Origin of the sequence: Streptomyces sp. NPDC021224, from assembly GCF_044332905.1 — a bacterium.
Lineage (GTDB): Bacteria > Actinomycetota > Actinomycetes > Streptomycetales > Streptomycetaceae > Actinacidiphila.
Genome location: NZ_JBIRPW010000007.1, coordinates 135,085 through 146,901, shown reverse-complemented (window position 1 = coordinate 146,901; position 11,817 = coordinate 135,085). Strand labels below are relative to the sequence as shown.

General features: G+C 73.2%; 8 protein-coding genes. 7 read left to right on the top strand and 1 reads right to left on the bottom strand.

Annotated elements, in window-relative coordinates:
• The first annotated feature begins 194 nt into the window (after positions 1-194).
• The 5 genes from ACH4PY_RS19400 (at position 195) to ACH4PY_RS19380 (ending at position 7,080) form a co-directional block, all read left to right on the top strand.
• On the top strand, positions 195-1,517 hold the full coding sequence (locus tag ACH4PY_RS19400) for an extracellular solute-binding protein (RefSeq protein ID WP_398183830.1): 1,323 nt from the start codon (positions 195-197) through the stop codon (positions 1,515-1,517).
• Positions 1,518-1,639: 122 nt separating this feature from the next.
• The gene (locus tag ACH4PY_RS19395; RefSeq protein WP_398183827.1) at positions 1,640-2,608 is read left to right on the top strand and encodes a carbohydrate ABC transporter permease; all 969 of its coding nucleotides are present in this window, start codon (positions 1,640-1,642) and stop codon (positions 2,606-2,608) included.
• Positions 2,605-3,489, top strand: a complete 885-nt coding sequence (locus ACH4PY_RS19390; RefSeq protein ID WP_398183824.1) for a carbohydrate ABC transporter permease — start codon at positions 2,605-2,607, stop codon at positions 3,487-3,489. The genes ACH4PY_RS19395 and ACH4PY_RS19390 overlap by 4 nt, the downstream gene beginning before the upstream one ends.
• A 70-nt stretch (positions 3,490-3,559) precedes the next feature.
• Positions 3,560-6,043 carry a glycoside hydrolase family 2 protein gene (locus ACH4PY_RS19385; RefSeq protein WP_398183821.1) on the top strand — a complete coding sequence of 828 codons (2,484 nt, stop codon included), beginning with the start codon at positions 3,560-3,562 and terminating at the stop codon, positions 6,041-6,043.
• On the top strand, positions 6,040-7,080 hold the full coding sequence (locus ACH4PY_RS19380) for a LacI family DNA-binding transcriptional regulator (protein ID WP_398183818.1): 1,041 nt from the start codon (positions 6,040-6,042) through the stop codon (positions 7,078-7,080). The genes ACH4PY_RS19385 and ACH4PY_RS19380 overlap by 4 nt, the downstream gene beginning before the upstream one ends.
• On the opposite strand, the gene ACH4PY_RS19375 is transcribed toward ACH4PY_RS19380, so the two are convergent.
• Positions 7,050-8,072, bottom strand: coding sequence for an ROK family protein (locus ACH4PY_RS19375; RefSeq protein WP_398183815.1), 1,023 nt, complete (start codon positions 8,070-8,072; stop codon positions 7,050-7,052). The two genes, ACH4PY_RS19380 and ACH4PY_RS19375, sit on opposite strands and share 31 nt — an antisense overlap.
• A 444-nt stretch (positions 8,073-8,516) precedes the next feature.
• Here ACH4PY_RS19375 and ACH4PY_RS19370 point away from each other — a divergent pair, with 444 nt between their 5' ends.
• Together ACH4PY_RS19370 and ACH4PY_RS19365 are read left to right on the top strand one after the other, a co-directional pair.
• Positions 8,517-10,112, top strand: coding sequence for a carboxylesterase/lipase family protein (locus ACH4PY_RS19370; RefSeq protein WP_398183812.1), 1,596 nt, complete (start codon positions 8,517-8,519; stop codon positions 10,110-10,112).
• A 122-nt stretch (positions 10,113-10,234) separates the two neighbouring features.
• Positions 10,235-11,779, top strand: coding sequence for a glycoside hydrolase family 30 beta sandwich domain-containing protein (locus tag ACH4PY_RS19365; protein WP_398183809.1), 1,545 nt, complete (start codon positions 10,235-10,237; stop codon positions 11,777-11,779).
• Positions 11,780-11,817 lie beyond the last annotated feature (38 nt).

Sequence of the window (11,817 nt, the reverse complement as noted above, 5' to 3'; positions counted from 1 at the left end):
AGACAGTTGTCTGCCGGTCGTCGGCGGCCGAAGTGGCGCGCTTGCACGAAACTAGACCGTTCTATGGACACCCCGCCTGTGTTCCGTCTACGTTAAGCAGCCATCGAGCCGCTTCGCCCCGACGACGAGACGTCCGTCGCTGCGCGGCATGCAGTGCGGCGCTTTCCGTTCAGTGACAAGGGAGTGGGATCGGCATGCGAAGAACAGCACTTGCGGCCACGGGCGTGGTGCTCGCGCTGGGACTGTCCGCCTGCGGCAGCGGGAGCGGAGGCGGCGGCAGCGCGTCCTCGGACGTGGTGCCGGTGCCCACCGACCCGGCGAAGGTGACCGGCACCATCACCGTGCTCACCAACCGCACCGACCAGGTGCAGGACGGCACCGCCAAGAAGTACGCGGCGGAGTTCAACAAGATCTACCCGCACGTGACGGTGAAGTTCCAGGGCCTCACCGACTACGAGGGCGACGTCAAGATCCGGATGAACAGCACGAACTACGGCGACGTGCTGTCCATCCCCAACTCCGTGCCGCTCAAGCAGTACCCGGCCTTCTTCGCCCCGCTGGGCACCTCCGCCGACCTGTCGAAGACCTACGACTTCACCGACCACGCCACGGTCGGCGGCAAGGTCTACGGCATCGCCAACATCGGCACCGCCAACGGCTTCGTCTACAACAAGGCCGTGTGGAAGCAGGCCGGTGTCACCACCTGGCCGACCACGCCGCAGCAGTTCGTCGACGACCTCAAGGCGATCAAGGCCAAGACCGGCGCCACCCCCTACTACACGAACTACCACGACGGCTGGCCCATGACGAACTGGGGCAACGCGCTCGGCTCGCCGAGCTGCGACCCGGCCGCCAACGACAAGCTCGCCACCACCAAGGAGCCCTGGGCACCCGGGCAGGACCTGAACGTCGTCGACTCGCTCCTGTACGACGTCGTCCACGACAAGCTGTCCGAGGCCGACCCCAACACCACCAACTGGGAGAACTCCAAGGCCCTGATCGGCACCGGCAAGGTCGCCACCATGTGGCTGGGCTCCTGGGCCGTGGTGCAGATGCAGGACGCCGCGAAGAAGGCCGGGAAGAACCCCGACGACATCGGCTTCATGCCCTTCCCGACGCAGAAGGACGGCCACTTCTGCTCCGTCGTCCGCCCGGACTACCAGTACGGCATCAACATCCACTCCAAGAACAAGGCCGCGGCGCGGGCGTGGATCGACTGGTTCATCAACAAGTCGGGCGACGCGCAGGCGGCGCTGTCGATCTCCTCGGTCAAGGGCTCGCCGCTGCCCGCCGACCTCCAGCCCTTCCAGGACGGCGGCGTGCAGTTCGTGCACATGGCGTACGGCAGGACCGCCCTGGTGGACGAGATCGACAAGGCCTCCGAGATCGGCCTGAACAACCAGGACTACCCGCAGCACATCGTCGACGTCGCCCGGGGAGCCGCGGGCGGCGACAAGGACAGCATCTTCCAGGACCTGAACAAGAAGTGGTCCGACGCCCAGGGCACCCTCGGCTGACCGCCCCCGCCGCACCGCTGCTCCGGCCCGGCCCGGCCCGGCCCGGGCCGGAGCAGCCCCACCCCCATGACTGCCGCACACCCCTGCCGCCTCCACCGCGCGGCGACCGGAAGAAGGACCACATGAGCGCACCGCGGACCGCGGGCCGCATGACTCCCGCCCGCACCCTGCCGCCGCCGGACGCGGCCCGCTCCCGCCCGCCGCGCCGCCGCCCGGCCCCGCGGCGCAGGACGGGGGCCTGGTGGGGCACCCCCTGGCTGTACCTGCTCGCCCCGCTCGCGCTGCTGGTGACCTTCACCCTGCTGCCCGTCGCGGACATGTTCTCGTACAGCTTCACCGACTGGGACGGCATCAGCCCCACCCGCAACTGGGTCGGACTCGCCAACTACACCGACCTGTTCACCCGGCCGCAGCTGTTCCAGGTCTTCTGGGTCAGCCTGTTCTACCTCGGCGCGTCCGCCGTGCAGATCTGCGCGGCGCTGTACTTCGCCACCGTCCTCAGCTTCGACACCCGGCTGCGGAACCTGTTCAAGGGCATCCTGTTCTTCCCGTACCTGATCAACGGTGTCGCCGTCGGCTTCGTGTTCCTGTACTTCTTCCAGCCCGGCGGCACGCTCGACACCGTGCTGCACTGGTTCGGCGCCGGCCCGCACCTGTGGCTGGGCAACCCGCACCTGGTCAACACCTCACTGGCCGGGGTGTCGGTGTGGCGGTTCATGGGCCTGAACATGGTGCTGTTCATCGGCGCCATCCAGTCCATCCCCCCGCAGCTGTACGAGGCCGCGGCCCTGGACGGCGCGAGCCGCTGGCAGCAGTTCCGCTACGTCATCGCTCCCAGCATCCGGCCGATCATCAGCCTCAGCGTGATCCTGGCCATCTCCGGATCGCTGTCGGTCTTCGAGATCCCCTTCATCATGACCGGCGGTTCCAACAACAGCGAGACCTTCGTCATCCAGACGATCAAGCTCGCCTTCAACTTCAACAAGACCGGACTCGCGTCGGCCGCCGCCGTGGTGCTGCTGCTCATCGTGCTGCTGGTGACCTGGGCGCAGCGCCTGCTGTTCCCCGACGAGAGGGTGGAACAGTCATGACGGTGCTCGACGGTCCCGCCATCACCAGGGCGCCGCGGTCCCGCGGCCGGACGCCGGTCCGCGGCCGGGTCGCCGTGCTGCTGAAGTACCTCTCCCTCGTCCTGGCCAGCGCCGTCGTCCTGGTCCCGCTGGCCGCGGTGCTGCTCACCTCCCTGCGCACCAGCGGCGAGATGGCCGACGGCGGGGCGCTCGCCGCACCGCACCACTGGTTCAACTTCCACAACTACGCGGTCGCGTTCACCGACGGCCACATGCTGCGGGCGCTGTGGAACACCTCGTTCATCCTCTTCTTCTCCGTCCTCGGCACGGTGCTGATCGGCTCGATGACCGCCTACGCCATCGACCGCTTCCACTTCCCCTTCAAGAAGCTCGTGATGGCGCTGTTCCTCGTCGCCTCGCTCGTGCCGAGCGTCACCACCCAGGTCGCGACCTACCAGATCGTCAACAACCTGGGCGTGATGGACACCCGCTGGGCGCCGGTGCTGCTCTACATGGGCACCGACATCGTGTCCATCTACATCTTCCTCCAGTTCATCCGCTCCATCCCGACCTCGCTGGACGAGGCGGCACGCCTGGACGGCGCCAACTCGTTCACCATCTACTGGCGCATCATCGTGCCGCTGCTGAAGCCCGCCATCGCCACCGTGGTGATCATCAAGGGCGTCGCGATCTACAACGACTTCTACATCCCGTTCCTCTACATGCCGGACGACAACCTCGGCACCATCTCCACCTCGCTGTTCCGCTTCAAGGGACCGTTCGGCGCCCACTGGGAGGTCATCTCCGCCGGTGCCGCGCTGGTGATCATCCCCAGCCTCGTCGTGTTCCTGGCCCTGCAGCGCTTCATCTACAACGGCTTCGCCTCCGGTGCGACCAAGTAGCCGTCCGCGCCCGGCGACCGCCGCCGCTCACCCCTCTACTGCCGAGCCCTTTCGGGCCCAAGGAGACCGTATGAAGGTCAGCACGCCGCTCACCCGCGGCTGGACCCTGCGCCTGGACACCACCAGGTCCCACCCCGAGCAGGTACCGGACGCCCTGGTGGGCGCCGCCGTCGCGGCGGCGGTGCCGGGCTGTGTGCACACCGACCTGCTGGCCGCGGGCCTGATCGCCGACCCGTTCCTGGACCGCAACGAGGCGGACGCGGCATGGGTGGGGCGGGCCGACTGGACCTACGGCACCCAACTGCCCCGCCTGGACGGCGACCACGAATGCGCCGACCTGGTCTTCGACGGTCTCGACACCGTCGCCGAGATCCGCCTCGGCGACGGCGTGCTGGGCCGTACCCGCAACATGCACCGTTCCTTCCGCTTCGACGTCACCGAGGCACTCGCCGCCGGACCCGCGCCGCTCACCGTGGCCTTCACCTCCGCCTACCAGGAGGCCGAACGCGTCCGCGACCTCGTCGGCGAACGGCCCGGCGCCTACGCCGAGCCGTACCAGTACGTCCGCAAGATGGCCTGCTCCTTCGGCTGGGACTGGGGGCCGACCCTGGTCACCGCCGGACTGTGGCGCGAGCCGCGGCTCGAACGCTGGTCGACGGCCCGGCTCGCCGAGGTCCGCCCGCAGGTGACGGTGGGGGAGGACGGCACCGGAATCGTTTCCGTGCACGTCCGCGTCGTGCGCTCCGCCCGCGGCGCCGATCGCGCGCTGACCCTCGTCCTCGGCGTCGCCGGTAGTGAGGTACGCGCCGAACTCCCGCCCGGCGCAAGCGAGGTGACCCTGCGCGCCGAGGCCACCGGGGTGCAGCGGTGGTGGCCGCGCGGCTACGGCGACCAGCACCTGTACGCGTGCACCGTCGCCCTCGCGGACGACGGGGGAGTCCCGCTCGACCGGTGGGAGCGCTCCGTCGGCTTCCGCACCGTGGAACTCGACACCGCGGCGGACGCGCACGGCAGCGCCTTCACCCTGGTCGTCAACGGCACGCCCGTCTTCGCCCGGGGCGTCAACTGGATCCCCGACGACGTCTTCCCCTCCCGCGTCACGCCCGGGGACTACCGGCGGCGCCTGGAACAGGCCGCGGACGCGGGGGTGGACCTGGTGCGGGTGTGGGGCGGCGGCATCTACGAGAGCGGCGACTTCTACGCCGTCTGCGACGAGCTGGGCCTGATGGTGTGGCAGGACTTCCTGTTCGCGTGCGCCGCCTACCCCGAGGAGGAGCCGCTGCGCTCGGAGGTCGAGGCGGAGGCCCGGGAGAACGTCGTCCGCCTCATGCCCCACCCCTCGCTGGTGCTCTGGAACGGCAACAACGAGAACCTGTGGGGCTTCCGCGACTGGGACTGGGAGCCCGCGCTGGCGGGCGCGTCGTGGGGCGAGGGCTACTACCTCGACCTGCTGCCCGCCGTCGTCGCCGAGACCGACCCCACGCGCCCGTACTGGGCCGGCAGCCCCTGGTCCGGCTCCCGCGACCTGCACCCCAACGACCCGCGGCACGGCACCGCCCACTCCTGGGAGGTGTGGAACCGCCAGGACTACACCGACTACCTCGCCGACGTGCCGCGCTTCGTCGCCGAATTCGGCTGGCAGGCCCCGCCCGCGTACGCGACCGTCCGCCGGGCGATCGGTGACGAGCCGCTGACGCCGGACTCGCCCGGCATGCTGCACCACCAGAAGGCCGAGGACGGCAACGGCAAACTGGACCGCGGGCTCGCCCACCACTTCGCCCTCCCCGCCGACTTCGACACCTGGCACTACCTCACCCAGGTCAACCAGGCACGGGCGATCGCCACCGGCGTCGAGCACTGGCGCGCGCACTGGCCACGCTGCGCCGGGGCGATCCTGTGGCAGCTCAACGACTGCTGGCCGGTGACGTCCTGGGCCGCCATCGACGGCGACGGCCGGGAGAAGCCGCTCTACCACGAGCTCAAGCGCCTCTACGCCGACCGGCTGCTGACCTTCCAGGACCGCGGCGGGCGGACCGTGCTCGCCGCCGTCAACCAGAGCGGTACGCCCTGGACGTGCCGGGCGCGGGTGCGCAGGCTCGACGCCCACGGCGGGCAGGCCGCCGAGCACCTGGTGCCCGTCACCGTCGCCGCCCGCTCGGTCGCCCTCGTCGATCTGCCGGGGGAGGTGACCCTCCCGGCCGGTTCCCGCCGCGACTTCCTCGTCGCCGACGCCGACGGGCTGCGCGCGCTGCGCTTCCCCGTACCCGACCGCGACTTCGCCTACCCGGCCGCCGAGATGACCACCGAGGTCGTCCCGCGGCCCGGCGGTGCGCTGGTGCGCGTCACCGCGCACACCCTGGTCCGCGACCTGCTGCTCCAGGCCGACCGGCTGCACCCCGACGCGCGGACCGACCGCGGCCTGGTCACCCTGCTGCCCGGCGAGAGCGCCGACTTCCTCGTCACCGGCTGGACGAGGGAGGGCCTGGAAGCACTGCCCGCCGCACTGCGCTGCGTCAACTCCTCCGACGCGGTGGACCCGGTCGCGGTGCGGTGACCGGTCCACGGGCGGGCCACCCGCTCGCGCGGCGCGTGACGATCCGGGACGTCGCGCGCCGCGCCGGGGTGTCGGCCGCGGCCGTGTCCCTCACCTTCAGCGGGAAGCCTGGCGTCTCGCCCGCGACCCGGCGGCGGATCGAGGCCGCGGCCGCCGCCCTGGACTGGCGCCCCAGCCCTCTGGCCCGGATCCTGGCCAGCAGCTCCGCGACACACGGCGGCACCGTCGCCCTGGCGGCGGCCGTCCCGCCGGGGAGCGGCGGGCGGCTCGTCCCGGACGACTTCCTCGCCGGCGCCCTGGAGGCACTGGACCGCGCCGGGTGCCAGGCGTTCCTGACGTCCGGGGCGACCGGGCACGGCGGGCCGGCGACGGTACGTCAGTGGTGGCAGGCGGGGCGGATCTGCGGGGCGGTGCTGTACGACGGGAGCGGGCACCTCGCGGCGACCGGCGGACTGGCCGCCGACGGTGTCCCCGTCGTCACGGCCGCACCCGCGCACCGCTCGCCGGGCGGTCACCCCACGGTGTGGTGGGACGACCGGACGGTCGCGGAGGCCATGCTCGGCTACCTCGCCGCCCTGGGCCACCGCCGCGTCGGCTACGTCGCCGACCAGCCGGTGCGCGGACGCCCCGGACGGTTCCGGGCCGGTGCCACCGCGCACCGGGTCGAGCCGTCGGCGGTGGCCGTCACCACCGGCCGCGCTGCCGAGGTGGCCTGGGCCACCCGGGGGCTGCTGTCGGGCCCGCGCCCGCCCACCGCCGTGCTCTACGACTCCGCCGCCGGAGCCGTGACGGGACTGGGCGTCGCGGGCGAGATGGGGATCGCCGTTCCGGACTCGCTGAGCGTCCTGGCCTGGCAGGACTCCCCGTTGTGCGTCCTCGCCCGCCCCCGGATCACCGCGATGGCGCACGGCGCCGCCGACCTGGGCGGCCACGCCGTGCGCCGACTGCTGGCCGTGCTCGGCCACCGGGCGGTCCCGCCGGTGGCCGGTGCCACGCCCTACCCCGCCTACCGGGACTCCGTCGCCCCCGCGCCCTGAAACTCCCTGCCGCGGGCGGGGCGCGGGCCGTCCGCGAGCAGAGCGGCCCCGATCAGACCGGCGTCGGCGCGCAGCGCGGCCGCCTCCACGCGCACCCCCGCGGCGAACGGCAGGACCGCGTAGGAGGCGAGGTGCCGCCGCAGCGGCGGGAAGAGGACGTCGTGCGCCTCGGCGACACCGCCGCCGATGACGGCCACCTCGATCTCGACCAGCGTGGCCACGGCCGCGACGGCGGCGGCCAGGGCGCGCGCGGCGGTGTCGAAGGCGGCCAGGGCCGCGACGTCGCCGGTGCGCGCGTCGGCCGCCAGCGCGGCGCCGTCGGTCGCGCCCGTCGGCCGCCAGCCGTTCCGCAGTGCCCGCCGGGTCAGGGACGTGCCGCTCGCGAGCTGTTCGACGCAGCCCCGGGAGCCGCACACGCACGGATCGCCCAGCAGGTCGACGGTCATGTGCCCGAGGTGGCCCGCGTTGCCGGTCGGGCCGTTGCGGACGGCACCGTCCATGACCAGGCCCGCGCCCACTCCGGTGGACACCACCATGCACAGGGCGTCCCGGCAGCCGCGGGCGGCGCCGAACCGGTGCTCGGCCGCCGTCATCGCGACGGCGTCCCCGCACAGCGCCACCGGCAGACCGGTTGCCTGCGGCAGGCCCCGCACCCGTTCGACGACGGGGAAGTCCCGCCAGCCGGGGATGTTGACCGGGCTCACGCTGCCGCGGGCGATGTCGACCGGTCCCGCGCTGGCGACGCCCAGGCAGGCCACCCGCGCCCAGGACGGCAGTCCGCCCAGCTCCTCCAGCACCGCGCGCAGGGCTCCGAACACCTCCTCGGCCCCGCCGCCCGGCGGCGTCGGGCGCTGTGCCCGGTGCAGGACGGTGCCGTGCGCGTCGACGACCGCGCCGGCGATCTTGGTGCCGCCGATGTCGAGGGCGGCCAGCAGCCGGTCACCGGCCGGTGGGCAGGGGGTGGGCGACGTCTCGGGAGTGCTGACGACCATGACTGTTGTCTCCGTCCGGGAGGAGGGGCGGGAGGCCGACCCCGGGCAGGGGGCCGGTCGCGGCACCGGAGTGCACCGTTTTAGACCCGGTTGCCGGAGCGGCCGTGGTGCGGTCACGGGCGGCGTACCAGGAGTGTGATGCCGGTGGCAGTGTCGGTTCCGGTGGGGTGGAGGGCGGGCCGGGTAGGGGGCTCCCGGGATCTGTTCTTGAACGTTTTATAGACGCAGTGGTGGTGCGGCGTCTACGGTGAGGCGCAGACCGGGCGGGGACGGCGGCCCTGCGTCCCGCACACCCGCGGCGGCCGCGGCCGCCCGGTCCGCCGTGCCCGCGAGCGCCCCCGCGAGGGGAAGGCCCGCCCCGGGCCGCACACCCGGACGGACGCCGGGTGACCGGCTTGCCGGTACGGACGATCCAGCTCCCGCATTCCGTCGAGGAGATGACACGTGCTCACAGCTCTTCACCGAAGTCGCAGCAGACGGCTCGCCGGTGTCCTCCTGGCCCTCGTCGCGGCGCTCGCCGCGACCCTGACCGCCGTCCCGGACGCCGCCGCGCGCACCGCGCACGGCGCCCCGCACGCGCGCACCCAGCAGGGCGTGCTGGCGGGGCGTCAGGCCGCACCGGGCGTGGACTTCTTCGGCCGCGTCCCCTACGCGGCGCCGCCGGTGGGCTCCCTGCGGTGGCGCCCGCCGCAGCCCGCCCCGGACTGGCACGGTGTACGGGACGCCTCCCGGCCGTCCCCGGCGTGCCCGCAGACGGAGAACAGCAACGGCCCGCGCTCGCTCGCCGAGGACTGCCTCTACCTGGACGTCTGGCGACCCGACACCCCGGCCGTCCGCGCGGGCCGGGCCCCGGTGCTGTACTGGATCTTCGGCGGCGGCGGCATCAACGGGTCGGGCAGCCAGTACCAGGCGGCGGCGCTCGCCGCCGAGACCGGCTCCGTCGTCGTGACGGTCAACCACCGGCTGGGCTGGCTCGGTTTCCTGGCGCTTCCCGCGCTCGGCGCCGAGGCCTCCGACGGCATGTCCGGACAGTACGGGCTCATGGACCAGATCGCCGGACTCCGGTGGCTGCGCTCCAACGCCCGCGCGTTCGGCGGCGACCCCCGCCAGGTGACCGTGGCCGGGCAGTCGGCGGGCGGGCGCGCCGTGTGCCGGCTGCTGGCCGCGCCGCCGGCCCGCGGCCTGTTCACCCGGGCGGTCATCGAGAGCGGGGCGTGCGACGCGCAGCCGCTCGGCCCGGCGCAGGAGTCCGGGACGGCGTTCGCCGCGTCCGTCGGCTGCACCGACCCGGCCACCGCGGCGCGGTGCCTGCGCGGCAAGGACGTCTCCACCCTCGTCGACCGGCCCGGCGCCCCCGGCACCCCGGCGATCGGCGGCAGCGTGCTGCCGCTCGACCCCCGCCAGGCCATCGCGGAGGGGCGCTTCACGCACGTCCCCGTCCTGATCGGCAACACCCACGACGAGAACCGCCCCTACCCGGGCATCGCCCAGCCGGCCACCGAGGCGACGCTGACCGCGTGGGTGCGGCAGTCCTACCCGCAACTGGCCGACCGGATCCTCGACCTGTACTCCGGCCGAACCCCGGCCGACGCGGCCGGTGCCATCGCCTCCGACCCCGACCGGGTCTGCCGCGCCTGGACGATCGAGAACGCGCTGGCGCCGCAAACACCCACGTACGCCTACGAGTTCGCGGATCCCACCGCGCCCGCCGAGGCCGTGACCCCCGGATTCGCCTGGGGCGCCTACCACACCACCGAGCTGGAATACCTGTTCACGTTCACCCGCAGCGACGGGACGCAGAAGTTCCTGACCGGTCTGGACCCGGCGCAGGAGCGGCTGGCGCGGGCGATGCGCGCCCAGTGGGGCGCCTTCGTCGCCACCGGACACCCCGACCCGCGGCAGGGCCCGTGGCCGTCCTACCGCACGGACCGCCCCGAGACCCTGCAGTTCCGCCTGCCAGGACCGGGCCTGACGGCTGGTTTCGCCGCCGACCACCACTGCGACTTCTGGAACGCCCACGGCCTGATCCGCACCCAGTGACGCCCGGGGCGGGCCGCCCCGCGAGGGCGGCCCGCCCCGGTGCCGGGGCCGGTCCGCCGGACCGGCCGTTCCCCACCGCGCGGTGTTCCGCGTCCGCGCGCCCCGACGCCCTCTGGAGCGACATGAAGCCCCCTACGTCCGCACGCTCGGTGCTCCCCTCCCACCGCAGCCCCGGCAGACCGGGCCGGCGCCGCGCGGCCGCCGCGGCCGCCGGTCTGACCCTGCTGACCGCCCTGGTGACCGCCCAGACCGGAACCGCCTCCGCCAGCCCCGCCGCACCGCACCGCGCCCCCGCGGCCGGAGTGCGGCAGTGGGTCTCCGACGCGGGCACCACCGGACCGCAACTGGGCGCCCCCACCGCGGTCACCACCACCTCCGCGGTCGCCGACACGACCGTCCGCGTCGACCCGGGCCTGCGGTTCCAGCAGCTGACCGGCTTCGGCGCCTCCGTCACCGACTCCTCGGCCACCGTGCTCTACCGGCTGGACAAGAAGCACCGTGACGCCCTGATGACCCAGCTGTTCTCCCCGCAGCGGGGCATCGGCCTCAGCATGCTGCGCCAGCCCATCGGCGCGTCGGACTTCGCCACGTACGACTACAGCTTCGACGACGTACCGGCCGGGCAGACCGACTACGCGCTCCGGCACTTCTCCGTCGCCCACGACACGGCGCGGATCCTGCCGCTGCTGCGGCAGGCGAAGGCCCTCAACCCGCGGCTGCAGATCGTCGCCAGCCCGTGGAGCCCGCCGGCGTGGATGAAGACCGGTGACTCGATGATCGACGGCAAGCTCATCGACTCGCCCAGGATCTACGACGCCTACGCCCGGTACCTGGTGAAGTTCGTCCAGGCCTACGCGGCAGCCGGTGTCCGCGTGGACTACCTCACCGTCCAGAACGAGCCGCAGGCCCTGCTGCGCGCCGACTACCCCGGTACCGACCTGCCCGTCGCCCAGGAGGCGGCGGTCATCGAACGGCTCGGCCCGCTGCTGAGGGCGGCGGGACTCGGCACGAAGATCCTCGGCTTCGACCACAACTGGGCCGAGCACCCCTTCGACGTCCAGTCGCACGTCGACGCCGGGGAGGACCCCGAGCCGAACTACCCGTTCGACCTGCTCGGCTCGCCCGCGGCCAAGTGGATCTCGGGTACGGCCTACCACTGCTACTACGGCGACCCCGCCGCGCAGACCGCGCTCAAGGCGTCCTTCCCGGGCAAGGACGTCTTCGAGACCGAGTGCAGCGGCGGCGGCGTCACCCGCACCATCGGCGCCATGAACAACTGGGCCCGCAGCATGATCTTCTGGAACCTCGCCCTGGACGAGAACCACGGCCCGCACACCGGCGGCTGCACCGGCTGCAACGGCACCGTCGACGTCGACTCGGCCACCGGCGCCGTCACCTACACCGGCAACTACTACACCCTCGCGCACTTCTCCCGCTTCACCCGGCCCGGCGCGGTCCGCGTCGCCGCGAACGTCACCGCCGCCGAGGGCGACCCCGCCCCGCTCCAGGCCTCGGCGTTCACCAACCCCGACGGCAGCACCGCGCTCGTCGTCCACAACCCCGGCACCACGGCCGCGCACACCACCACCATCAGCGCACCGGGCGTGCGGGTGACCACCACGGTCGCCCCGGGCGCGACCGTCACCTACACCTGGGGCGGCCGCTGACCCACCCCGCCCGGCCCGGGTCGCCCCGGGCCGGGCGC

Coding starts and splice junctions, on each gene's coding strand:
- ACH4PY_RS19400 (WP_398183830.1), top strand. CDS start 195: ATGCGAAGAACAGCACTTGCGGCCACGGGCGTGGTGCTCGCGCTGGGA.
- ACH4PY_RS19395 (WP_398183827.1), top strand. CDS start 1,640: ATGAGCGCACCGCGGACCGCGGGCCGCATGACTCCCGCCCGCACCCTG.
- ACH4PY_RS19390 (WP_398183824.1), top strand. CDS start 2,605: ATGACGGTGCTCGACGGTCCCGCCATCACCAGGGCGCCGCGGTCCCGC.
- ACH4PY_RS19385 (WP_398183821.1), top strand. CDS start 3,560: ATGAAGGTCAGCACGCCGCTCACCCGCGGCTGGACCCTGCGCCTGGAC.
- ACH4PY_RS19375 (WP_398183815.1), bottom strand. CDS start 8,072: ATGGTCGTCAGCACTCCCGAGACGTCGCCCACCCCCTGCCCACCGGCC.
- ACH4PY_RS19365 (WP_398183809.1), top strand. CDS start 10,235: ATGAAGCCCCCTACGTCCGCACGCTCGGTGCTCCCCTCCCACCGCAGC.